Origin of the sequence: Lysinibacillus sp. NPDC095746, from assembly GCF_044763535.1 — a bacterium.
Classification (GTDB): domain Bacteria; phylum Bacillota; class Bacilli; order Bacillales_A; family Planococcaceae; genus Lysinibacillus.
The window spans coordinates 201,809-224,565 of record NZ_JBIWGL010000002.1; the positions used below are offsets into that span (position 1 = coordinate 201,809).

23 protein-coding genes are annotated in these 22,757 nt (G+C 37.2%); 1 reads left to right on the forward strand and 22 read right to left on the reverse strand.

What is annotated here, in order from left to right; translation table 11 throughout:
• Nucleotides 1-86: 86 nt before the first annotated feature.
• From ACIQ7N_RS02830 to ACIQ7N_RS02855, 6 genes are all read right to left on the reverse strand, one after another.
• A complete protein-coding gene (locus ACIQ7N_RS02830; protein WP_402930152.1) occupies nt 87-518 on the reverse strand; it encodes a hypothetical protein in 432 nt (143 codons plus the stop codon).
• 5 nt (nt 519-523) lie between these two features.
• Complete coding sequence (locus ACIQ7N_RS02835) at nt 524-718, reverse strand: hypothetical protein (RefSeq protein ID WP_402930153.1); 195 nt, start codon at nt 716-718, stop codon at nt 524-526.
• A gap of 574 nt (nt 719-1,292) precedes the next feature.
• Entirely contained in the window at nt 1,293-1,703 is a 411-nt protein-coding gene (locus ACIQ7N_RS02840) for a hypothetical protein (RefSeq protein WP_036217845.1), read from the reverse strand.
• Between the two features lie 13 nt (nt 1,704-1,716).
• Nucleotides 1,717-2,133: an EndoU domain-containing protein gene (locus tag ACIQ7N_RS02845; RefSeq protein ID WP_402930155.1), complete on the reverse strand. Its 417-nt coding sequence runs from the start codon at nt 2,131-2,133 to the stop codon at nt 1,717-1,719.
• Between the two features lie 111 nt (nt 2,134-2,244).
• Entirely contained in the window at nt 2,245-3,480 is a 1,236-nt protein-coding gene (locus tag ACIQ7N_RS02850; protein WP_036074950.1) for an IS110 family RNA-guided transposase, read from the reverse strand.
• A gap of 152 nt (nt 3,481-3,632) precedes the next feature.
• On the reverse strand, nt 3,633-4,403 hold the full coding sequence (locus ACIQ7N_RS02855; protein ID WP_402930157.1) for a recombinase family protein: 771 nt from the start codon (nt 4,401-4,403) through the stop codon (nt 3,633-3,635).
• A 209-nt stretch (nt 4,404-4,612) separates the two neighbouring features.
• Between ACIQ7N_RS02855 and ACIQ7N_RS02860 the strand changes: the two genes are divergently transcribed.
• Nucleotides 4,613-4,828, forward strand: a complete 216-nt coding sequence (locus ACIQ7N_RS02860) for a helix-turn-helix domain-containing protein (protein ID WP_053486106.1) — start codon at nt 4,613-4,615, stop codon at nt 4,826-4,828.
• On the opposite strand, the gene ACIQ7N_RS02865 is transcribed toward ACIQ7N_RS02860, so the two are convergent.
• The 16 genes from ACIQ7N_RS02865 to ACIQ7N_RS02940 form a co-directional block, all read right to left on the reverse strand.
• Nucleotides 4,825-5,646, reverse strand: a complete 822-nt coding sequence (locus ACIQ7N_RS02865) for a replication initiation protein (protein ID WP_402930160.1) — start codon at nt 5,644-5,646, stop codon at nt 4,825-4,827. The two genes, ACIQ7N_RS02860 and ACIQ7N_RS02865, sit on opposite strands and share 4 nt — an antisense overlap.
• 766 nt (nt 5,647-6,412) lie before the next feature.
• Nucleotides 6,413-6,715 carry a hypothetical protein gene (locus tag ACIQ7N_RS02870; RefSeq protein ID WP_402930162.1) on the reverse strand — a complete coding sequence of 101 codons (303 nt, stop codon included), beginning with the start codon at nt 6,713-6,715 and terminating at the stop codon, nt 6,413-6,415.
• Between the two features lie 245 nt (nt 6,716-6,960).
• Nucleotides 6,961-7,404 carry an SMI1/KNR4 family protein gene (locus ACIQ7N_RS02875; RefSeq protein WP_025219948.1) on the reverse strand — a complete coding sequence of 148 codons (444 nt, stop codon included), beginning with the start codon at nt 7,402-7,404 and terminating at the stop codon, nt 6,961-6,963.
• 19 nt (nt 7,405-7,423) lie between these two features.
• Nucleotides 7,424-8,854, reverse strand: a complete 1,431-nt coding sequence (locus ACIQ7N_RS02880; RefSeq protein WP_402930164.1) for a pre-toxin TG domain-containing protein — start codon at nt 8,852-8,854, stop codon at nt 7,424-7,426.
• Nucleotides 8,854-10,386, reverse strand: coding sequence for a contractile injection system protein, VgrG/Pvc8 family (locus ACIQ7N_RS02885; protein ID WP_402930165.1), 1,533 nt, complete (start codon nt 10,384-10,386; stop codon nt 8,854-8,856). The genes ACIQ7N_RS02880 and ACIQ7N_RS02885 overlap by 1 nt, the downstream gene beginning before the upstream one ends.
• A gap of 33 nt (nt 10,387-10,419) precedes the next feature.
• Entirely contained in the window at nt 10,420-10,827 is a 408-nt protein-coding gene (locus tag ACIQ7N_RS02890) for a DUF4280 domain-containing protein (protein WP_289418889.1), read from the reverse strand.
• A 144-nt stretch (nt 10,828-10,971) separates the two neighbouring features.
• A complete protein-coding gene (locus ACIQ7N_RS02895; protein ID WP_402930168.1) occupies nt 10,972-11,577 on the reverse strand; it encodes a hypothetical protein in 606 nt (201 codons plus the stop codon).
• A 126-nt stretch (nt 11,578-11,703) separates the two neighbouring features.
• Nucleotides 11,704-12,273, reverse strand: coding sequence for a serine protease (locus ACIQ7N_RS02900; RefSeq protein WP_402930169.1), 570 nt, complete (start codon nt 12,271-12,273; stop codon nt 11,704-11,706).
• A gap of 25 nt (nt 12,274-12,298) precedes the next feature.
• Nucleotides 12,299-13,429, reverse strand: coding sequence for a pentapeptide repeat-containing protein (locus ACIQ7N_RS02905; protein WP_402930171.1), 1,131 nt, complete (start codon nt 13,427-13,429; stop codon nt 12,299-12,301).
• Nucleotides 13,430-13,475: 46 nt separating this feature from the next.
• Nucleotides 13,476-14,900 carry a hypothetical protein gene (locus ACIQ7N_RS02910; RefSeq protein WP_402930173.1) on the reverse strand — a complete coding sequence of 475 codons (1,425 nt, stop codon included), beginning with the start codon at nt 14,898-14,900 and terminating at the stop codon, nt 13,476-13,478.
• A 2-nt stretch (nt 14,901-14,902) separates the two neighbouring features.
• Nucleotides 14,903-15,595, reverse strand: a complete 693-nt coding sequence (locus ACIQ7N_RS02915) for a hypothetical protein (RefSeq protein WP_402930175.1) — start codon at nt 15,593-15,595, stop codon at nt 14,903-14,905.
• Nucleotides 15,596-15,635: 40 nt separating this feature from the next.
• Nucleotides 15,636-16,409 (reverse strand): DNA and RNA helicase, encoded by a 774-nt coding sequence (locus ACIQ7N_RS02920; protein ID WP_402930177.1) that lies wholly within the window; start codon nt 16,407-16,409, stop codon nt 15,636-15,638.
• Nucleotides 16,410-16,443: 34 nt separating this feature from the next.
• Nucleotides 16,444-19,092 carry a molecular chaperone gene (locus ACIQ7N_RS02925; protein ID WP_402930179.1) on the reverse strand — a complete coding sequence of 883 codons (2,649 nt, stop codon included), beginning with the start codon at nt 19,090-19,092 and terminating at the stop codon, nt 16,444-16,446.
• Between the two features lie 22 nt (nt 19,093-19,114).
• Nucleotides 19,115-19,810, reverse strand: coding sequence for an iron-dependent peroxidase (locus ACIQ7N_RS02930; protein ID WP_402930180.1), 696 nt, complete (start codon nt 19,808-19,810; stop codon nt 19,115-19,117).
• Nucleotides 19,801-21,075, reverse strand: coding sequence for a normocyte-binding protein (locus ACIQ7N_RS02935; protein WP_402930229.1), 1,275 nt, complete (start codon nt 21,073-21,075; stop codon nt 19,801-19,803). The genes ACIQ7N_RS02930 and ACIQ7N_RS02935 overlap by 10 nt, the downstream gene beginning before the upstream one ends.
• Nucleotides 21,075-22,712 carry a PP2C family protein-serine/threonine phosphatase gene (locus ACIQ7N_RS02940; RefSeq protein ID WP_402930181.1) on the reverse strand — a complete coding sequence of 546 codons (1,638 nt, stop codon included), beginning with the start codon at nt 22,710-22,712 and terminating at the stop codon, nt 21,075-21,077. The genes ACIQ7N_RS02935 and ACIQ7N_RS02940 overlap by 1 nt, the downstream gene beginning before the upstream one ends.
• Between the last annotated feature and the right edge of the window lie 45 nt (nt 22,713-22,757).

The following is a 22,757-nucleotide window of genomic DNA, read 5'->3' on the forward strand; positions in this document are numbered from 1 at the left end:
TGACCATATAAAAACGCACCTCAAATTGTTAGATGTGTCTAACAATTTGGGCGCAGTTCATATAACCAGTCAAGGTCAAAATTCTATTACCAGTTTCCTATATCAAAATCCTCGTTATCAATTTCTTTAATGTATACTGAAATCCATATTACAGTATTTTCAATAGGGTCAGTCTCGATATAAATCCCTTTAGGACTACAATATATTTCTTCGAAATCATCATATTCAAAACTTGGTTCTATTTCCAAAGCCCTGTCAATAGGCATACCAATATAAATTACATCAAATAACTTTCCAGTATAGTTCTTCAATGCAGTAATTTTAAATAACTTACCATTTAATACATTAAACCATAAATCAATCGAATTATTTATTTCGTATCTGATTAAAAAATTTCCTATGGATACTGGTTTCTCACATTGTTGCTCTATTATTGAAAAAAATTCACTAATATGACTATATAACTTTACATTTCCCATTCCTACCCAAGGAATGATAGGGGCCTGTAAGTCAATCAAATATATCACCTCTCTGTAAAAATAATATTAGCAGTCTCTTTTCCATCAGTTTTATAAGTATCTTTTTTCCCATCTACAACTTTAATTATCCCTTCGTCACTTGTATTGATTTTTACATAAGGGTTAGCCCCATGCCTTCCTCCACCAGGCGACACTTGTACATGTGTTATATATACTGGGATTCCTTGGTAGCCTACCACCTTTTGTCACTTGTACTTGCTGTACGGCTAAGTTGTAAAATTACCACCTTCCTTTGCTTTTTTATTTTTTCGTTAGTGCGCAATTTCAAGGCATTGTATTGATCTAATAACTCCATTAAGCAATTGCATGCAAAATCTCATCTCGCTTAATTCTCACACTTTTCTTCCTAGACCTCTGTTTACAGAGTACTCCTTGCTGGCCCAGCCTTCAAAAGCTCTCGATTCTCAAACAAATCATTTTCTTATTGTCTCACTCAAATATCAGCTGATTTAATATAAATTAAAGGTATAAATTAAAGTAAAAAACCTTGAAAAGGCATTTAGCCAATCAAGGTTTAATAATAGTATTAAGATTTATTTACTCATATACTAGGTTCACCTAAGTCTATTTTTTCATAATGCTTATCAATTAATTTCACTATATAATCATCTAATTTTTCAATACTATACTTAGACTTTTTAGCTTTCACAAGATTTGAGACATTTCACCATAAATTTACTCTATCAATTCACTCCAAATTTTAGGAAATCAAGTGATTTTGTATTTTTTAAGTTTAATAATATTTGCGAATTTTTATAATTTGTTTTGTTGTAAAAATGCTTCTAAAATCCTTTCAATAGGTAAACTAGCATTTTTCAGTAATTTCTCTACTTTGTCCTTTATTTGCTTATTAGAAGCAATTATTTTTTTATACTCTTCACCATCAAAAGAACGTAAAGAATCTATTGCATATTCAGCCACTTCATCACTCTCATTTAGTAAATCTAATAATAAATTAAATCCATATACTCCGTTATCTTCATCTATACAGTAGGCTAATCTAATTTTATATTTATCATCTCTATCTTTTAATCCTCGAATTAAATTCTCCCAATCAATATTAGTAAACTCACTCATCAATTCTTGCACATACATAAATTCATCGTCATAAAAATAATTATCTGCGCTATTTTCAGATAATACTGCATCTACTTTTTCGTACATTCACTTTCCTCCTCTATTTACTAAAACCACCTGGTAATGGAGCATTAATTTGTCCTGTTGGGTAGCCGCTAACTACCGTATCACCTATTTTAATAACATCAATTTCTACACCATCAACAATACCCCTATGCAAAGTTGCTCCATCTCTACCTCTAATACTTATTGAAGGAGAATTACCAATATCACTTATACTATCTAAGATTTTAATATCACTCCAACCTTCAGGAAATATTGTACTATTTTTTATTTTCGAAAGATTCCCATCAGGAAATTGAGTTATATATTTGATATCTTTTGTACCATCAGGGTTGATTTTAATAACTTCTGTAGCATAGTTAGAATGGCTATTATTAATGTTTGATGAATGCCCTCCAATAATTTCATTTTTATTAGGGTTCTTTCTCTGCCCCAAAAGTATTTTTTCCTCCATTTCAGGTGTGATAATTGAATTAGCTCCGCTGACTGGCTTACTATCATTAACCGTACCCTATGTTGTAATCTTAATATCCGCTAATAAAAAAGCAATCTATCTTAAACCTTATTAAACTACTTCTTCCTCCTTTATTATCGGCAATTCATAGGCTGTTTTGTGCTTCATCATGCCGTATATAATGTTTACAAGCCTTCTCATAATGCAAACCAATGCTTGTCCTTTTGTCTTACCTTCTTTTAGTTTCCGTTGATAGTAAGCATGGAATACTGGATTCCTTGGCAGCTTACTTCCTTTTGCCACTTGTACTTGCTGTACGGCTAAGTTGTAAAATAAAGCGTGTAGCGCCCGATTTCCCTGTTTGCTTTTTTGTTCCCTTCCTTTCCCGCCAGAGCCAAAGTAAACTGGCGCAATGCCCGCAAATCGTGCTAATTTGTTGGCATTCGGAAAACGGCGTACATCGCCTATTTCTGCAATTAAAGCTGAAGCTGTAACGAGATCTATGCCTGGCATTGTGTCTAATTGAACGTCTAGTAAACTCATTAACCCTTTTAATTCTCGTTCCACATAGCGCATTTCCTGCTTCTTAAACGAAATATCTCGCACGATGCTCTTTACTAGAAAGTCTCGTATTTCTTGGTGTTCTCTTATTGTGTTTCCATCCTCTTTCACCAACTTTAAAATTTCACTCGCTTTTTTCACCGAACATGTATTGTTGCTCACTTCTAATAAAAAAGTAGTCAACTGTTTTATACTCACATCTTCTAAACAAGATGGAGACGGGTATCGTTCCCAAAATGCCAATGCTGTTTTTCCATCTACTTCTGAAAAAAACTTTTTATAGCTTGGATAGTGGTGACTTAATTGAATATGCAGTTGGTTCTTTAAAGCACCTTGTGCCTTTACTAATGCATTTCTTCTAGTGACTAGCTGTTGTATCGACCAATATAAATCATGGGGTCTAACGTCAGGTAACTGGTCTAGTTCACTCAACAAAATTCTAGCTACACATTCAGCATCCCAACTATCGTTTTTTTGTGTGGTCATCTTGCTTTTGCGTTCACGGTATGATAGAGCTGGATTCACTTCTTTTACAATTTGTTCATGGTCTACTAAATATTGAGCTAATGCTCTTCCGTAGCCCCCAACATCTTCTAAACCAAAAATAGGTGTCAAACCATCTTCCATATATTTATAAATATCCAGTAAAAATGTTGAAAAAGCAGACGGTTTATTTTCAAACTTTATTTCGCCTAACTTCTTATGCCAACAATCAATAATCACCGCTACATGGTGATGCTTATGTAAATCCACTCCAATATATAAGTGTTTCTGTTTTTCGTGCATCATACATTCTCCTATTTATTTTTAATGAATGAAAATACCGGCAACCTTAGTTCGAGCGTTCACCAACTGGTGCGCATTGGTACGAAAGCCTATCTATTTTCACTGTTACATAAGAACTTATAAGAAAATGAGCACCTTTTTTAAGTAACCTTTCATATTATTGCTTGGTGTTTCCCATTTGATTGTATTTGTCCGTATGTATAAATCCCCCGATAAAAGCTTTCACGGTCTAAAATGCGCTTCACTTGTACTTTTGTAAATCGTTTCCCTTTCTCTGTTCGATGACCTTCCATGTTGAGCTGTTCCGCCAATTGAGACAGTGACCAATGCTTAAACTCAAATAGCCTACGTACAACTATTGCTTTCTCTGTATCCACTTCTAATACTTTTCGCCCTTTCTGTACTGTATAACCAAACATGACACCACCACCTGCATAGCCACCTTGTTCCGCTTTTTTCTTTCTTCCTCTACTCAACTTTAATGCAATTTCAAGCCTTTGATATTGATCTAACAGCTCCAACATCCCATTCACTAAAAAATCATTTGGTTCATGTGTGTATATGCTGTAATTTGGCTGCTCAATTGCTTTCACATCAGCGTTATATTTTTTCAACTCTCGTTGTATCAATACTTTAGCCATATCAGAGCGCCATAAACGAGACGTATTCAGTACAATTACTTGGCTCACTTGATGATATTCTATATCTGCTAATAGCTCTTGCAAGCCTTCTCGCTCAATTGTTAATCCATCTTCATCAACTGTCGCTCCGCTGAGTCCTCTATCTTCATATATGTGGAGCAATTGTAGCTTACTTTCGTCACAATACCTTTCAATCTCTTCTACTTGATACGCTAAGCTATATCCTTCACGTACTTGCCCTTCTGTTGAAACTCGTACATAACCAACTACTTTTTCTTTCATAATGCCCCTCCCGTTACAGCAATTAAAGTCCCTGTAACGCTTACCCGTTTTTTGCGGATAACTTGTGTGTAACGTCTATCCGTTACAACATACTGTACGACCTTACCCAAATTTTGCACAACCCTTTATTTTACAGTCGTTTTTTCTCTAGTAGGGTCGTACACTATAAGTAACCGTTACAATCCAAAAAAAGAGGTGGTGTTTTTATTATGTCTTCTACTATTCGTTTACGTCTCAATGAAATTTTAATTGAAAAACAAATGAGCCGTCGGCAACTTGCCAGACAAGCCTCTTTACGTCCGAATACGGTAAATGACCTATGTACTCGCCCTGTACAATGTCTACATACACGTATTCTCTCTATCTTATGCGATACATTACAAGTTTCTATTCAAGACCTCCTTGTATTAGAGCCAATTGACTAAGCAACCCCAAGTACCATCGAACATGGCTCATCTATCAGTTGTTTCCATACTGCTCCTGCTAACTCGTCGAAATCCACTCGATACTGGTTCGCAAGGGGCTTTTTTATTGCTCTACGTATATACTGCGTATACATATCTATTCCATCTCGCATGCTAGCTACCCGTTCTCGTTGCTTCTTCTTAAGTATTTGCCAATCTGTCACTACAACCGCAAAATAATGTACATTCTGTTTTGGTGGATGTTTCATGAGGTCTTTAAGCAATACTTGCTCATTTACCTTATACACAACTTCTATTCGGCTTAATTCATGTGCTAAATAAATTCCTTTATTCCTTGCTAGTTCTAGGCGTTTATCATAAATCCTACAGAAACCATTCCGTTTACGTTGATCACCTCTACCAAAATATCGTGTTGTATCAAAATGTGCCATATTCCTTCGTGCATCTGTCGGTATCACCACTATATTTTCCAAGCCTGTTTGTATATCATACGCTACATCACAACTCACAAATTCTACTCGGCTTGCCCGCTTCCCTATCATTTCTAGTATTTCTCTGAAATGTGAGTAATGCTCTGGCCTTGTTTCAATCCTTAGGGTATGTAAGTGACCTTCTGTTTCTCTAAAGTTTTTAAAATATAGATGAATGTATACATCGTCACTTTTCCGCATGTGTAGTTCATAGCTGTATGTTCCGTTATAAATCTTCATTTTCACTTTATATTTCTGCACTCCGACCATATAAACACGTAAAAATGCTGAATATGGTACATCCTTATAATCTATAACAAACTTATCTATCGAAACCTCTATTTCCATCGCCTGTTCTTCCCCTTGTATGCTAATACTTGTATAAAATTTAACACTTAGTACACTAATTAAATAAGAGCAATCTTTTCAATTTACGTATTTAAACATGAAAAAGCACTTGTCGCCTGTTATAGACAATCAAGTGCTTTAAGTTTATAAATTTTCTAAGTTTATTAATATATTTGAAAGTTTTATAAGTTATTTTTATATCGACAGTATGACATCTTTTATACTACTTGGCAAGTGTAACGTTTTTAGTTTGTTTATCTCGTGTGTTGTTACTAATACCATCCATAAGTGGCCCTTGTAAGTAAAATGTCATCTCGCCTATTCTCGCTCTTATTGCTTTATTGTTAAAATAGGACTCCTTGATGGTCTAGCCTTCATGAGTTATTAATTCAAATTCAAGGATATCTTTAACTGTACACAATTAAAAAACTATTTATATCCTTGTTCATCGCCACGAGCTTTGTCATTATCGTTTATTTAGTCACTATTCCATACAAAACTATCTCCTGCATGTAAAATGTCATCTCGCCTAATTCTCACACTTTTCTTCCTAGACAACTGTTTACATAGTACTCCTTGATGGTCCAGCCTTCATGAGTTTTCGATTCTCAAACGAATCATTTTCTTATTGTCTCACTCAAATTTCAGTTGATTTAATATAAATTAAAGAAAAAAACCTTGAAAGGCATTTAGCCAATCAAGGTGTTTGCTTGGAAACCAGGATTAATCTCTCTTGATACAAAATATCATTATTTGAACCTCAAATTTAATCCATGTACTCCTCGGCAATTTGTATACTTCTCTTTAAGTTTAAGTCTGGGTATCTTTGATCTAGGCAATATAGTAATTCAATATACTTTTTACTTTGTAAATTATATGCCACTTCTTCAAAAATCTCACTTAAAAATGAAAGTTCTGTTTTTGTACAAACCTTTAAGAAATTCAAAGTCAAGTTTTCATCATCGCTTAGTAAAACAATTAACTCTTCCCATTTCTGCTCAATTCTAGGGTCATTATCATCTAGTAATGCTCGTGCACCTAAGACTGCTCTAACTTTTTCCTCAAACATTGTTAATACCTCCCTTTTTAACTACTGTTGTAACATTTACGTATTTAAACATGCAAAAAAAACACTTGTCGCCTGTTATAGACAATCAAGTGCTTTAAGTTTATAAATTTTCTAAGTTTATTAATATTTGCAAGTTTTATAAGTTAGTTTAGTATTGACAGTATGACATCTTTTTTTACCACATGGCAAGTGTAACGTTTAAATAATTGTCAAGTTAAAATCATTATGTTATTTAGACTCTTCTATCAATCGTATAGGGAGATTAAAAAATCTGATAAAGTATCACTGACCTTATTAAAATCATCTAAATCTACACTTTCATCATAACAATATACCGCTGGATCGTCCCCATCATTTAAATTAAAAAACCAGAACATATATCCTTGATGCATCATAAATATAAACTGATTATCTGTGAGTTTTTTTATGAAATTATTTTCCTCCAAAAGTTCAATAGCCCACTCTTTTAAATCAAAAATGTACTTCATGGAATAATCCGTACCAACTAAAAATTCAATTCCATTACCAGCTTTATTCATAAAATCCAAATAAGTTTTAGGAAGTGTTCGAGTTGGAGACAATTCTACTAATTTTGATATATCATCCTTACTGCAGGGTTTCATTGGATAAGAGTCCTTCTCTAAGGATGTCAAGAAATCCTCTATATCACTACTTTTATAAAAGTTCATACTAAATCTCCTCCATATTTTACTCATCTAATATTTGTACTCTCGTAATATTAATGTTTGGGAAATCCTTTTGAAATTGATCAATAATATCATTACAACTTTGACAAATCGCCTTGTGAGAGATGATTTCAATATTACCATTAACATTTGGAGTATCTTTGTACTTTTCCCTAAGATGCTCAATCATTTTCTGCTCTGTATCATTTAACCTGCCATTCTTATCAGAACCACTGTATTTATAATGGTTTTCTGAAGGTTTACTAAAATTATCCTTATGATTAGGATTCGCTGGATCTATTTTTCCACTTACTGATTCCAAATCAATCTTTTCACCGTTAATTTCACCTTTTGTAACAGCGACATTTTTCCGTTTTCCAGCATTATATTTTTTAAACACATCGTCAATCAGTTTCTTATCTTGATCTTTCGCTTCCCTAAAATCTCGAAGGCTACCACTTGAACCACCTTTACCCGTACCCTTAGGAATATCCCCTGTAGCTGTTGTCGTATTTTTCGATGAATTTGCAGCTGTTTCGGCTACATTAGTCGCGTTCTTGCCTTCAAATAATAAATCAGAGGCAATTTTCGCTCCTTTTCCTATTTTAGCAATACCACCAAGAATGATACCTGCTGTGGCTATCTTTCGATCTGTAGGATCCAATTCTTCCATTGTAATTGGATCGTATCCTTCGTACGCCTCAAAACCAGCTTTAACATTTCCGACATAAGGGATAAAATCTACAGCTAAAGATAGTAACTTTAAAAATATTCCTGGTTTCTTTACTTGTTGTTCATAATTATTTGATACAGGACAGGATTTTTCTAAATTTGTATACTTTAATGATACAGGACAGGATTTTTCTAAATTTGTATACTTTAATTTTTGTCCTATTGAAGTTACAGCTTTATTTGCTTTTTTAGTAACCACTTTAACATCTTTTTTATTTGCAAGTACGACTGTTTTCGCTACGCTTTTAACCGCCTTTACAGCTGCCTTTGTTGCGGTTTTAACTGCCTTGACAGTTGCTTTTGCTGCGGTTTTAACCGCCTTAACGGTCGTTTTTACTGCCTTTTTAACCGCCTTAACGGTCGTTTTCGCTGCCTTTTTAACTGCCTTAACAGCTGTTTTCACTGCCTTTTTAACTGTCTTTACAACTTTTTTTACATACTTCTTGGCTTTTTTAACTGCTTTTTTTACAGCCTTTTTAATCCTCTTCACCAGTTTGCTCTTGGATAAATTATTTTTTAGCTTCCTGGCTTTTGTTAAGACTTTGCCTAATTTTTTCTTAAGCTTTTTCTTCGCATTTTTTAAGGCTTTCTTTAGTTTCTTTTTGGCTTTTTTGATTTTCTTTTTAACGGACTTAGCCGCTTTTTTTACTTTCTTAACGACAGGAATACTGCCAAGGAAACTGCCAACTGCTCCAAAGAAGCCTTTGCCCTTCTTCGCCATTAAGCACCACCCCCACCAATAGGGATCATGCCCATGACGTCTAGTGCGGATTCAAGGTCAGCGCCTTCTCCCGATGTATTAGGTACAGTTACAGGTGCTTTGTTCGAGCCTTCCATTGTGACAACCTGTCCCTGAATATCGGTGATTCCATCAAAAACGAGACTGCTGGAGCCACATGTTAAGCGCATGGATTCGCCTGCGCTCATGGAGATACTTTTACCTGCAAAGGTGATCGTATTATTGGCTGTTAGTGTAAGCGGATGCTTACTATGTACTTCTACCCCGCTTCCCTGATCCAACTTTAGGAAAACAGCGCCTTCCTGTGCAGTAAACGTGACAGATTGTGGGTCTAGCTTGATGTCCTTGCCTTTTGGCGTGCCCCAGTAGGACGTTTTCGGATCGGCTGTTTTTGGGTTCGAGTCGCCGCCCTTTCGTACACTGTGGCGAACAATGGCTGCTTCCTCCCGGTGTGTCGGGAAGGCAAGATGGACGCTATCGCCTTCTTCTGGCGGGCTGTAAAAACCGCTATGTCCTTCTGCAGTATAAGGCGTAGCAAGTGAGAACCATGTGGCTTCTTCCTTTTTTTGTGCCTTATCAATGGATAGGTGCAGGCGTACTTGATCCTTTTTGACCTCTAATACCTTACCCTCAATCGCTGTGCCTGATAAGGAAGGAATATTTAGTCTTTCTTGACGAATACCTGCTTTGGACAGTAGATGATATTCGTATGTTAGGACACCTTGTTGCATGCGTGCTATGGACTTCGCCACAACTAGCTTCTTGTTTTGGAGTTGGACACGGTCACCGAGTGCTAATGTTTTTTTAGACTCGATCACATAGGATACTGTATCCTGCTCCTCCATAGGTTGCTCAATATCGTTTTGTAGCGTTTGTAAATACTTAGAGCGATCTTTGGTAATTGTATAGCTAGTAGCGGACAGTTTTTCTACTCGACCTTCTGGCAGACCGAACCATAGCTTAGGTTTATCGGCATCTACTGCTGGTACAAGCACTGTTCGAAAATGCGAGGCCATGCGCTTTAGAAATTGCCAGTCCGTCTCCCTATATTGTAATATAAATTGCTTTAGAGGAGTAGCCTTTGACACAGTGTCAATAACATCGGAGCCTGGATAATTAGCGAGTATTTGCTTGAGCATAGCATTATACGTCATCTTGTCGTGCTGGAAAGAGCGAGCATTGCGTTTACAATCCAGTGTAAATGTAGATGACACCGCTTCAAGTTCAATTTGGTACACGCCTCTCACCATACGAACGGCTACTTCGGATACTTGTCCCTTAAAAAGCGGTCGCACACGTTGGCCGTTACGTTTTTGATAGAGCTCTATCCGATCTGAACTACTGGCAATCTGCATACAGCGATCTTTCTTTTCCTCTGGGATGAATCCCGTAATTGATAACCTTGCATGGTCATTCACAGTTTGGGTCAAGCTGAGATCATGCAACGTCTGAACCTCATAGGGGGATACGAGTTCAAGCTCTCCGTATCCAATCACTTCCTCATACGTGTTCACATGAATACCCTTCTTTCCTCAGTGGATAATGGCTTATTCTTGACCATCATCTTCTACCTTTATCGTCCCGCAATATATGCACATATTAGTAGATTGGTTGATCAGCGCGGGAGAATTCTCAATCAACTGATCGGACTTTCCGTTAATCCATGGCATTGTGACTACTGGTGTACACGGCATCGGTTTCAAAACACCATTATTAGCCGCTGTTGCAGCTGCTACCGTAGGATTAGATAATGATTGACATAAACCAAAGGGTTGAATATTGACATAGGGTTTATAATCCATCGTGTTCATTTTTGCCTTGTCTTTTGTATAAACGCCATGGCTTACAGGCATCTTTAATATGCTTGTCTGATCACCTTGCGAGCACGATAATTTGGCACCAGCGACTACATAACTGCGCTGCTCATCGCCTTTTGTCTGCATTTCATCTGCCATCAAAAACCACCCTTTCTATAAGAAAAGTGCATTCACCTCGCCGTTGCACACTCAAAAGCGAAAATAATACGTTGCTATTTCCGCTTTTAAGAATCTATATCGCGATGCTTGAATGCCTAGATATCGCTAAAAAAACAAATCACTTTAGAACATAATGATTTCGTCTTTTTGCTCTTTACCTTCTTCATACAACTCTGTATAAATAATGTTTTTCTTGCTATCCTCTAGCTGGCCAATTGAAACTTTGAGAACCTGCTTTGTATCATCGCCACCCATGCGATATAAATGACCGTTCCATTTTCCTGTTATTTTTTGTGCATCGGAAGCTTTGATTTCCTCTACATATGAAAGATCACCTAAATCACTTTGCAATGTGCTTCCATCCGCGCTAATTGTTAGCTTCTTCACAATTGTAGCTGTAGGATTTTCAATCGTTGTCTGATCATCCTTTTTGGCAATAGTAATATCACTTTCGCCAATTTTTCCGAGCTGGAAATGCTGATTAAGCTCTAGGAAAAACTTATATTCGTCTTCTGTAATGCCTAATTTTTCATCATAGGGAAGCTTCTCACCTTCAGCTAGACCGGCAACTGTTTCTAAATACCACTCTTTATTTTTTGCGAGAGAAGCCTGCATAGCTGCTGTAATTTTTTCCACTTTCTCGTTTATATCTTTTGGAAGACCGATTGCCATGACATCTGCCTTAAATGTGCCTTCTTTAAAGCTTTTAGCCAAATTTTCTTTACTCATATCTACTTTAGCTGCGCTTCCCTGTTCAGCTACGGGCTCTTTTTTCTCACCTTTTTCAGCCTCACCTGCCCCACAACCAGCTAGTACTAATGCTGCGAAAGCAACCGATGCCCATTTTTTTTCATGTTAATTCTCTCCTACACTATGTATTTGAAAGATCTCGTTCCATTTGCCTTCTGTTTGCACTTTACGTAATCGAATACCTCGAAATGCTCGGCGCAATATACTTTCCGCAAGCTCAATATTGATAATGATATAATCCTCTTTAATCCCTTCAATTTGAAAGAAAGTGTATGGTGCGGCCAAAGTCTCATCAATAACGAGCTTTTTCAGCGTTCCGTCTAGATTGAATTCGGTTTGTGCTGAAAGGCAGGCTACTTTTGGCGGGATCGAGAGCCAATATAACGTCTGTTTTAATTTCGGCATATCTACGAGAACAACTGCTTTAAATGGTAAGCGCGGCTCATATTTTTCCACTAGCTGCTTCACTGGATCAGCTAAAAGAGCAATGGGCTTTTCGATAAAATCGATATAGTCATTTTCACTTTTATCTAAAACAGGAAATTGACGCTCCAGCTCATCTAGCTCTTCCATTCTTTCCACTGTTAATAGTTCTTTTTTTATAATTTTTGAAATGCCAACTGGTTCTACAGCATTCGAGATACGCTCATCCTGAGATAGAATAAAATAGTTCATCTTTTAATCTCCTTTTTCACGACATCTATTTCCAAATGACACTCGCTGTTTGGAATGGATCTAGCTTTAGATGCTCCCGTGCTTCCTTCGAGAACACGGCTTTTTCTAAATTGGCGCCTTCAAAACGGGCATTTTTGACGTTAGCCCCGACAAAGCAAGCACCTCGTAAATTAGCAAGCTCAAAATCAGCCCCTTCTAAATTAGCGCCAGTAAAGCGCACTGGGTGGTAGCCTGGCATTTCCCACTGCTGTCGATCAGTTAGCCCGCTTGCTCCCTGAGCTTGTTGGAACTTTGCACCTTGTAATTGACTATTGCTAAAATCTGCCTCATGGATTGAACTAAAACTTAAATCAGTGTCCATAAGCTGACTATCCTTTAAGTTAGCTCCAATAAGTAAGCAATTTCGCATTTGACTATGTGCTAATTTCGTTTTCTGGAAAAAGGCATATTGAATATCTAGGTCTTCATAGTTGCCACCAGATAAATTTAAGTTGCTAAATACTTCATATGCATATTCATCCTCTAATTTTTGAGCTAGCCAATCTTTAATTTCATCGATATCCTTCGAGGAGAAATCTTCGCTATAGACAACTTCATTGACATCCAAAAATTCACCTATACGAATTTCTACAGCAACTTCACGATCAAGTGCTAAATATTCGGGACATCTAATAATGTCTGGCAATGCATATCTAGCAAGGCTAATAACATATTGATGGAAATGAGTCGCTTCCTTTAGCTTGATGTGCTCAATATCCGCTTGGGTAATGGCTCCCATGAATGTCTTGCTGTATAAATATAATTCCTCAGCAAATTGCTCTAAAAAGCTTAAAGCCCAACTTGCATCATACGTAGTTAAAATAGGACGTTGATCAAAGAACCATTCCTCATCTGTCCCTTCCACCAAATAGTGATGACGCCCCTCCAGTAGCTCTGTACGTAGCATGGAGAACGTAATATGTCCAATTGGGCCTTTCTGTTGAAGAGCTTGTTGCTGCTGTAGCTGACGACAAATGATTTGAAAGGATTTTCTAAATTCCTCTGCAAGCTCCTCTTTTGAGGCTTGGAAAAAATCCTCTAACGCAAAGAGATATTTCAACCGTCTTTTCTCTACTTCCGTTTCATAAAAATGCTGTAAAACTTCCTCTGCTTGCATATGTGTCTCCTTCTTTCTATTAATTAAGAAACCCATCTACGGGCTATTAATTGGCCTTTACTTCTTTCCCGAAAATTTGCACACTGCCATCCATCGTTATTTTACTTTCCTTGCATTTTAGTGAAATTTCTTCTTCCGCAGACAACAGAATTTTCTTGCTTGCATTGACTGAAATATCTGCCTCGGAAATAAGCTTAATTTCCTTTTTACTAAAAATTTCAATACCGCTCGCTTCATTTAAACGGATAAAAATATCGTTATCCTGTGCTGTAATGACAATTTCCGTTGGACTCATCTTAATTTCTTTGCCAAAGGCTGTTCTATAATATTTCGTCGAAGGATCATCTAGTTTATTCGTTGCGGTGCTGTCTGAATTTTTTCGAATTGAGCCGCTAGCAATTCCCTCTTCTTCTCGATACGAAGGGAAATATACATGAACAAAGTCGTTAATTTCAGGCATACAATACCAGCCACTATGCCCCTCAGCTGTATAAACCGTTGAGTAGAGGAACCAATGCGCTTTGTCTTTATCCTGTTTTTCATCAATGTTTAGATGGACCTTAATATGATCCTTGGCAACTTCTAGCACCTTACCTTCTATAGATACACCCGAAATTTCTTCGTTAAAGGTTTCACTCTTGTTCATACCTTTCTTCGTTGAAAGTGTATAATGATGCTTTAGTAAACCATCCTTCATCGACGTATAAGCTTCACAAACATAGAGTATATGTTTATGGAAGGTTACGTGGTCGCCTATGGCAAGTACCTTATCGGTTTCTACTTCATAGTACATAAAGTCATGTTCTCCCATACCATCATTGCCGTTCTCTGTATAGAGGAGATAGTCTGCTAGTTTTTTTCTTGTCGTATAATGATAGTCTTCTAGCTTTCCTTTTGCATGACCTGTAGGAACACCAAAATGGAACTTTGGCTTATCGAAAGTAGCTGCAGGAACTAGTCCAGTGTTAAAGCGGGAGGCAAGACGTTTTAAAAACTCCCAATCGGTTTCTCGATATTGCAAGGTAAACTTGCCTAATTTTCCTCCTTTTGAAGCCTCATCGATGACATCGAGACCAGGGTAAAGGGGACTCATTCGTTTGAATAAGGAAGAATAGGTCATCCCTATATCCTGATAGGAGCAATTTTTCTTTTTAATATCGAGGAAGTAAGTATTGGAGGCAGCTTCGACTTCGATGTAGTAAATTCCCCGAATTGTATGTACTTTGACACCTAATATAACCCCCTTAAATAACGGGGTAGGTGCACCTAAATGATCGAGCTGATTCACTTCAATCGCTGAATGGACCTCTGTCATTTCGACATACTGATCTCGAACTTCCTCTGGTACAATGCCCGTGAAGTGTAATGTCGCGTGCTCGTTCATTTTCTTAGTGAGCGTAAGCTCTTGGATGCTCACCAGCTTGAATGGTAATATTTGAATATTATGATAGGCAGTTACTACTTCGCTCATCGTCATACTCCTCCTATCCTTCCGTTAGGTGCAAATTGCATCGTTTCCATCATCGCTCTTGCGATAGGACGCCAAGTCTCGGTATCCTCCTCCATACAATTGAACGTACCGATAAGCGCTTTCCCATCAATCGATACAAAGAACATTAAATTAAAAATCTCACCATCAATGGCAGGTGTCATGACCTCGATAAAGCCAACTGTTTTGTCATCTATTTTGATCACATCTGTATCAAACCATTCTGCTGCAGGCTGAGCTTGCTCAAGAGCGTCAATCATATTTTCCTGAAACTCAGCTACACCCTCATCAGGTAAAGAATGTGATGTCTTGTTGAAAGCTAGATTAATAGTAGATGATTCATCTGTATAAATAATGTTCGGTCTTCGTTCTGACGGATATTTTAATGAGGCTAACTGTGCTGGCATGATTGAAAATATTTTCGGCATTCGGAACGAAATTTTCCCTTCCAGGACATGCTGATCAATGACTGGCACTTCCTGCTCATCTATATTGACAAAATCCTTGTAAAGGTCAATTGCTTCTAGCTCAGACTGTTCCTCCTGTATAGGCTCCTCAGGTGGTGTTTGCTCTGCTTTTAAAGCTGCTTCCTTTTGAGCTAATTCATGTTGTTCCTGCTCTCGCATTTCGTTTCTAAGGGCGATAATTTGTTCATCTAAAAATTTCAACCCATTCACCTTCCATTTCTTGAACGTTTTTTCATTAGCAGACCATCAGTTAGTCAACAATCATGCGCTTCGGTCGCCCTTGACTGTGCCCAGTCATACGACCACCACGTTTTGATTCCAATAAAATACGGTTCAAGTATTTATGAATTTGACTATTAGAAAATGTTTGATAGTCTAGCTCTAGCCGATTGCAAATATAGAAATCAATTGCATCTCGTTGAACCCGCTCCTGATTTATGCATTCTAAAGCAAAAGCTATATCGTACGGATTCGCTGGTCGATTTTTTAACAGCTCTCGTGCAAAATAGTGCAAAATGATTGGATGGTAAGTGCTTTTTTGAAAACCTGCATACTGACTGTGAAGATAATTAACCGTATTGTATTCAGTAGCAAAATCGGAAAAATCAATATACTCCGAACGCAGTTTTGCACCCGATTTTAATTTAAAGCGTGCCAACTCTAGCTCATTATTTGCAAGCTCTAATGAATCATCTAGGATAATTTCAGTGTCGAGGCTTCTAAAATCTAATTCATTCACTTCTTCAGCAAATCGTACTTTCAGAATCATTTCGCTTCCTGTTGCCTCATAAGGAAGCTCATAGCTACTAGGTAGCGTATAGAGCTTTCCGTTATGCTTGATAATGCCTTTTGTAATGATGAGGCTTGTATTTGCTACGACAATATTGGCACCAGCAATAATGCCATTAGAATAATCTTGGAAATATAAATCTAAAAATTCTCTTGGGTAATCTCGCAAATTTTCCAGCATTTCTCGCTTTAAAATGCGGCCCTTTTGAAAATGTGGATATCGATTGGCAAACAAGCTGTCACCCACCTCTTTTCTTGTTTTTCACTGCTTACTTTAATCCATCAAAGAAATCCAGCTCAGACAAATCGGTTTCGAAGGCAAAGAATTCCTTGCTTCCGATAAACAACTGTTCGTCTTTTCGCGCTACTGGAACTACATGGAAGCCCCAATGATCTTCGCCGGCAAAGACAAAGAACTTCACTTCTCCATTCGTGATGGAGTCCGTCTCGTCCTGCGGAATTTTATCTTGATAGTGCATGGCAATATTCTCATAAAGAACAGGTGTATAATCCTCTTGACGATTTAAGTAAGTGTATTTATACGATGAGTGCTCGTCGTTGCCTGTAAGGAAAAATTCCACCTCTTTTACACCCCATGGACGAGAAATCGTACCGTGAATTTGATTTAATCTTTCTAAGCTACTAATCAATAATTTTTCCTGACGATTATGTGTAAAGGCACTGACAGCGTAAGGGACAACTGGCGCATGGTTCGTCACTTCTGTTTCGATCATGCCGATTTTTTTGGCATTTAAATAACGAAGCGCTCCCCTTAAACAAGCAAGCTTTAACTCTGGAACTTTACCGATATTTTCAGCCTTTTGTCTAAACTCAATGCTGCGTCCTGGTACAAATTCCTTTAAAGCCTCGCGAAATGCGTCTATTTTACAGGATTGTCCCGTTAATTTAATGATGGAATAGTCACTCAGTATGCCATTCTCATAAAATTCCTCTAAAAACTCCCGCACGATATCATAAATATCCGCCTTTATGAGATGATTGATTTCTTTAATATTGAAAAAGACATTTGGGAAGTCATAAACTTCTTTAAATTGATTATTTTCCACCAACGACAGGCACCAGCGGTCTACTGCTGTGACATTTAAATCACTATCATGCTGCATATCGCTATCCGCATAAAAACGACTTCTTAATATACCCGTTTTGCGGAAAAACTCTTTCTTCATCTCTTCTGCCATTTCCCATAAGAAATAATAATTATTGCGGACACGGAGGTATTCATCACGTGTGCGATTTTCATATTCTTTAAAGCGTGTAGGGATAATATTTTCGGCATCTACAAAGGCTTTTTCGAATTGCTCGTACACTGCTTCCACACCATGATCGTCTACAAATCGATAAATATCCTTACCTGGAATATCGATTAATGCATCGATATCATAATCATTCTTTCCTCGACTATAATAATTGGCAAAGACGATTTTCATAAATTGGAAAATACGATACGTAATATTGTTGCCTCCAAAATTCGTATCCCCATTTTCATAGGTAGTATGAATATCAATTTTGTAAGAAATATGTCCGTCCTCTATCCGAAACTTACAGGAAGAAAGGTCTGTTGTTCCGCCACCACAATCGATCACGAGTGCTTTATATTCCTTGCCATCAAGAAAACTATTATTCTCTATTTGATTGGCAATCGTATTATAAAGAACCGACATTCCTTCATCGAGAGCATGCTCCGTTTCAATTTGATATTCAGGTAAAATCGCACGAAACATATCTAAAAATTGTGTTTTCAGCTTAACAGGACTGGAAATATGTAAATGCTTAAAGCGACATTTAAATTGATGCTCTGCCATTCGAATAATATAAAGCATAAACTCTCTTATAATTTGGCTCCGTGGAACAAGTGCCGTATTCCCGTTAGCATCCATCACCTCTTCCAGCTTGGCATAATTACTAACCCAGCGTTTAATACCTTGGAATTTCGTAGCCAATGATGTATAGCTATTTTTTTTCATCATTTTTAACGCTTCATAACCAAAGTGATAGCCTACTTGATCTGCATTGGAGCAATCTGCTACAGTCATGACTGTCGGCACTACTTCAATCCATTCGTTTTGATGAAGTGGATCTGGAAATTGCACAAAATTGATGCTATTTAGCTGAATTCTGTTATTTAATAAATCATGACTGCAAGGAGAGGACACATAATCACTCTCTAAATAAACACCAGCCGTTGTATTGGTTGTACCAAAGTCAATCGCAAGAATGGCATTCGTTGTTTCCAGCTGTTTCATCTCTAAATCTGGTATTGGAACTTTATAATAATGAAGATTTGTTGGCGGAAGTGGGGTCTCCTGATAGTACGTCTTATAGATATACTCTGAATCTTGCTTTCTTAAAAAAATAAAGCTATAGTTTTTATTGTTTGTCTTCCGAATTCCAATTGCTTGGTCAGCAGCGAAATAGTATTGATTTGGGACTTCGTCATCTTTAAGGATATTAAGGATGCCACAAAGCTCCAGCTGCTCATTAACTAGCAGTACATTAGATTCAACAAGGAAACCGCCTGTTTCAACGAAATACTGGTCGGGTTTATCAATCTTCATCCCGCTATATAAGCTCATTTTGGCAGGAATTTTAATGTCACCATTGTCAGACATCGGTGTTTTTAAATACTCTTGCATGGCCGCTTCTACTCGTTCAAAACCCCCATCCTTTTTTTCTCTAATAAGAGGGTTTTCTTCAGAGCCACGGTATCTTAAAATTTTGTCGATTAACTCGTCTCTTGTCAGTGTATTAATAAGCCCAGTCACAAGCTTTTCCTTATAGCAAATATTTCTAAGCTGGAAGGTTGTCATTTCCATTAATTCTACTCGTGTATAGGTCATATATTTCTTGTCTGTGTTACGCTTATTGGCATACAGCTTATATGAATATTTAGTTGTCATTGGAATGCCTCCTCTGCCCTATTTAGTAAAGAGCTATTCGATCTAGCTTCATCGTTTCCTCTGCATCAATAATGCCGAAGTGATATTGCCAATAAACCTCCATATGAAAGCCTATTGGCAGAAAAATTTCTTGTACAAGCTGTACCTTTCGCTCATTCTGTTCTGTCTGCTTTTGACGGATGTATACAAGTAGCTCATCCTGGTCTTCCGATTTCACATAAATCATGCAATTTTTAAAGAGCCTTTTCAGCGTATCTTTTAATAAGTAAATTTCTTCACCAGTCCGGTACAGTCTTAGCATGTTGAGGGCGACTATTTCTTGCTCCTTTTTCGTAAAGGCATGAATATTGTCACGCACTAATTTACCAAATACATCGGCCTCGATTTCCCTCAAAATAAAGCGAATATAAAACTCTCTTTTATTCATACCTTGCATACGATCAATTTCAGCTAAAAAATGCAATACGGTATCCAAAAGATAATTCCTAAACTCTATATCTGAAGTATTATCAGGATGAAAAAGACCATTAAAAATTCCGTAATAGCGATAGTACGGATTTACTTCAACGTGCTGGTCAACATCTTGTGCATTTAATAGTTGTGGACTAAGTTCCATATAGGGTGAATAGGCTTCGGCAAGATGAAAATATATATCCTTTTTAGAAAGGCCTTCATCCTCAGCTTTAATAAGCAAATCCCAAATATAGTTCATAGCCAAACACCTACACATTCATATTCGAAGAAATGCCGCTGTACTTCTGATACGAGGAAGCTTAATATATCGTTTGCGATAAAGTTTCTTTCCTCTTCCGCCTTAAATTTTAATAGCATCGTTTTTCTATGATTATTTTCTCCCATCATTTCCGTTAAGAACGGGTTCGCGGAGTGCGTAAAGCTTGTTCCTGAGAAAGATTCCACTATTTCGACATCGACAAGCTCAAAACGATTAGCTGCCTCAAAGGAGTTAATCATTCGTGTAATTTCACCTTTCGTTTTAACAGTAGCTGTATACTTGTTAGCGAATTTGTGGATAAAATGCTCGATTCTTCGATTTGATACGAGCTCGTAATTTAATTTCCCAATCTTCTCATCTTCCACTTTTGCAATTTTGATTAGCTGCCAAACCCCTGACTTATCCTGAGGTGAAACTATCGTTAATTCATTGTCTGAACGTTTAACGTAACGAACATTATCCTCTTCTGCTTCAACAAGATAGCCATGCTCGTTTCCGATTTTACGTACGGAAAGGACATGTTCAAAATTCACTTTATCGATAGCAGGAACTGGAAACCCGACATTTTTGACCTCATGACGTTCAATATTCCATAACGGAACCATATTTAGACGTTTTTTGTCCTCATACTCTTCTAAATCAATGATTATTTCAGTAATTTCAGCATTCTCATCTAAAGGTGGGCAATTTACTAAATTGACATTAAAAAATTTATAAACAAATGGATGATTAATGGTTTTCCATGGTAATCCATTTATTTGGAAGAGCGGATACAGCTTGTTCATTTCTTGTATATAGTCTGTATTTTGTGAAAGGCTGACCTTAATTTCCACTTGTCCTTCCGTCGTAACTAGCCTTCCATTAAAGAGTCGCTGCTCGGCAAGTAACTGTTGTATTTGCATGGAATCACACGCTAAAAATAAGGTGAACAACACAGCTGGTTCATTGTATTTAAGCGATTCAAGCAGTTTTTTTATTTGGATTGATTTACTTTCTAAGTCAGCTTGTCGCATCGGGAATAAGCATTCGTGAATAGGGTCAACATCTTCCTTAGAACTTAACGTCACATAAATATCAAACCTATTCTCAGCATCATCTATTTCATTGAATACGCGCTCTTCAAGCCTTTTGTTCATGTCATCCTGGTAGTCGATTAAATTTACAAAAACGCCACTTACAATATCCTTTAGCAGTTGACGTTGCTCTAAATCCTCTATTTTGCGTAACCGTTCAATCATGAGCTCTTTCATCAATTTATTTTCCCTCTTTCATCAGATGGCTCACCTGCAGCTGTTCCTTCATTCGTAGGCGGAGCAACCTGATCAGGCGCTGTATCGGCAGCTGGTGCTTGAGGAGGAGGATTTAATTTATCATTGGCGTTCATAACCTTTCGCTCAAGACCTAAAACTTTCGACAACAGCTCTGTCTCCTGATAAATTTCCTGTGCAAGTGTATAGTATTCAATTGCTTTTCCAAACTCTTGGCGTGCATAGCTCTGATCTCCGCTTTTTTCTAAACCTTCAGCTTTTAATTCCTTCTGGGCCTTTTTCAATTCAGCAATTTTAGCCTCTGTCTCTTCTATTTTTGTCTTAATTTCAGGTTCGCCTGTATAGGCAATTGTTAGGGCTTTTTTTCTTGCTTTTTGATACGTTTCTAGAGCCCCATTATAATCTTCTGCCTCAAATCGAAAATCTCCATCTTTCACGGCTTCAGCAATTTGTACAATAGTATCCATATTGGCGATTCTTTGTTCAACTACTGCTTTCCCAAAGTCTTTTATAAGCTTTCCTTCTTTTTTAGCCTTTTCATATTTCTCAAGTGCATCGTTAAATTTACCTTCTTCGGCTGCTTTATCTCCACTGATAATCAGATCGGTAACTCTTAATTTTCTCGCTATTACATTTCTATGTATTGGATCCTTCAATTTTTTAGCAGCATTTCTGCCCTCACTATATTCCAGCAGTGCCTTATCATAAGTGCCATCTTGGAAATACTGGTTTCCACTCTTTTCGTGATCTTTCATCTCGATGGTTAATTCAGCCATTTTTTTAGCTTGCTTAGCCTGATAAAAAATCGTGCCTCCACCTACGACCAAAGCCAGCACTAATGCAGCTGTAATCATTTTGATGTATTTCATTTTTTTCTTTTTTGTTTCCTGATAAACCTTATTAGCAAATATTGCCGCAATTGTGTAATTATTGACGACTTTCTTTTGCCTGCTTAACAGTACTTCTTCTAATACATCAACGTATTTCTCAGGCTCTTTTGCATCTTCCAACGCATCGGCCATTTCAATTTCATTGACATCTTCCCAAAAGCCAGCTGTACAAAGCACTAGTACATCGTCATCCATTAACTTCATTTTCTTTGAAACAAAAGGCTTGAAATCTTTTGGTTTGCCAAGATAATTTAGCAAATTAGTCCTTTCCTCATGCTGACTAATATCGAGCGAACGATTCCTATCATTCACTATTTCTTGCGCTAAGCTTTGATCCGTACTTTTAAAAGATAAAGTCCCATTACGGAAATGATACAATCTTGAATTTCCTGCTACGGCTACAATCATCTTTGAGTAATCTGAGACGACAATGACAATACTAGCCTTCAACCTCACCCTTAAACTTTGAGCTTGAAGTATATCTTGTGCATATTTTAAGTAATATTTAATTCTCCGTCTGGACATGGATGGCTTTTCCATAAATTTTTCTAAAATTGCTTTTACAGCAAGCTCCGCACTACTTATTTCCTGATCAGAATCTAACCCTTTTACCGCTACCCAGCAGGCTACATCGTCTAGCTCTGTATAGGCAAAGTAATCTTTATTTTGCAAAAATGAGCCCGCTTCGGATAAAAAGCTTGTTTTAAAATTGCTATTTTCCTTTCTCATGATTACTCCTCCTCATATACTGACTCATTTATAACACACGTAAAA

What these genes read in the sequence shown, in the direction of transcription:
- ACIQ7N_RS02905 (WP_402930171.1), bottom strand. Translation starts at nt 13,429, where the DNA reads ATGCAAGCAGAGGAAGTTTTACAGCATTTTTATGAAACGGAAGTAGAG.
- ACIQ7N_RS02870 (WP_402930162.1), bottom strand. Translation starts at nt 6,715, where the DNA reads ATGTTTGAGGAAAAAGTTAGAGCAGTCTTAGGTGCACGAGCATTACTA.
- ACIQ7N_RS02890 (WP_289418889.1), bottom strand. Translation starts at nt 10,827, where the DNA reads ATGGCAGATGAAATGCAGACAAAAGGCGATGAGCAGCGCAGTTATGTA.
- ACIQ7N_RS02935 (WP_402930229.1), bottom strand. Translation starts at nt 21,075, where the DNA reads ATGAAAGAGCTCATGATTGAACGGTTACGCAAAATAGAGGATTTAGAG.
- ACIQ7N_RS02895 (WP_402930168.1), bottom strand. Translation starts at nt 11,577, where the DNA reads ATGAGTAAAGAAAATTTGGCTAAAAGCTTTAAAGAAGGCACATTTAAG.
- ACIQ7N_RS02900 (WP_402930169.1), bottom strand. Translation starts at nt 12,273, where the DNA reads ATGAACTATTTTATTCTATCTCAGGATGAGCGTATCTCGAATGCTGTA.
- ACIQ7N_RS02855 (WP_402930157.1), bottom strand. Translation starts at nt 4,403, where the DNA reads ATGAAAGAAAAAGTAGTTGGTTATGTACGAGTTTCAACAGAAGGGCAA.
- ACIQ7N_RS02940 (WP_402930181.1), bottom strand. Translation starts at nt 22,712, where the DNA reads ATGAGAAAGGAAAATAGCAATTTTAAAACAAGCTTTTTATCCGAAGCG.
- ACIQ7N_RS02845 (WP_402930155.1), bottom strand. Translation starts at nt 2,133, where the DNA reads ATGGAGGAAAAAATACTTTTGGGGCAGAGAAAGAACCCTAATAAAAAT.
- ACIQ7N_RS02860 (WP_053486106.1), top strand. Translation starts at nt 4,613, where the DNA reads ATGTCTTCTACTATTCGTTTACGTCTCAATGAAATTTTAATTGAAAAA.
- ACIQ7N_RS02925 (WP_402930179.1), bottom strand. Translation starts at nt 19,092, where the DNA reads ATGACAACTAAATATTCATATAAGCTGTATGCCAATAAGCGTAACACA.
- ACIQ7N_RS02865 (WP_402930160.1), bottom strand. Translation starts at nt 5,646, where the DNA reads ATGGAAATAGAGGTTTCGATAGATAAGTTTGTTATAGATTATAAGGAT.
- ACIQ7N_RS02880 (WP_402930164.1), bottom strand. Translation starts at nt 8,854, where the DNA reads ATGGCGAAGAAGGGCAAAGGCTTCTTTGGAGCAGTTGGCAGTTTCCTT.
- ACIQ7N_RS02850 (WP_036074950.1), bottom strand. Translation starts at nt 3,480, where the DNA reads ATGCACGAAAAACAGAAACACTTATATATTGGAGTGGATTTACATAAG.
- ACIQ7N_RS02910 (WP_402930173.1), bottom strand. Translation starts at nt 14,900, where the DNA reads ATGAGCGAAGTAGTAACTGCCTATCATAATATTCAAATATTACCATTC.
- ACIQ7N_RS02875 (WP_025219948.1), bottom strand. Translation starts at nt 7,404, where the DNA reads ATGAACTTTTATAAAAGTAGTGATATAGAGGATTTCTTGACATCCTTA.
- ACIQ7N_RS02840 (WP_036217845.1), bottom strand. Translation starts at nt 1,703, where the DNA reads ATGTACGAAAAAGTAGATGCAGTATTATCTGAAAATAGCGCAGATAAT.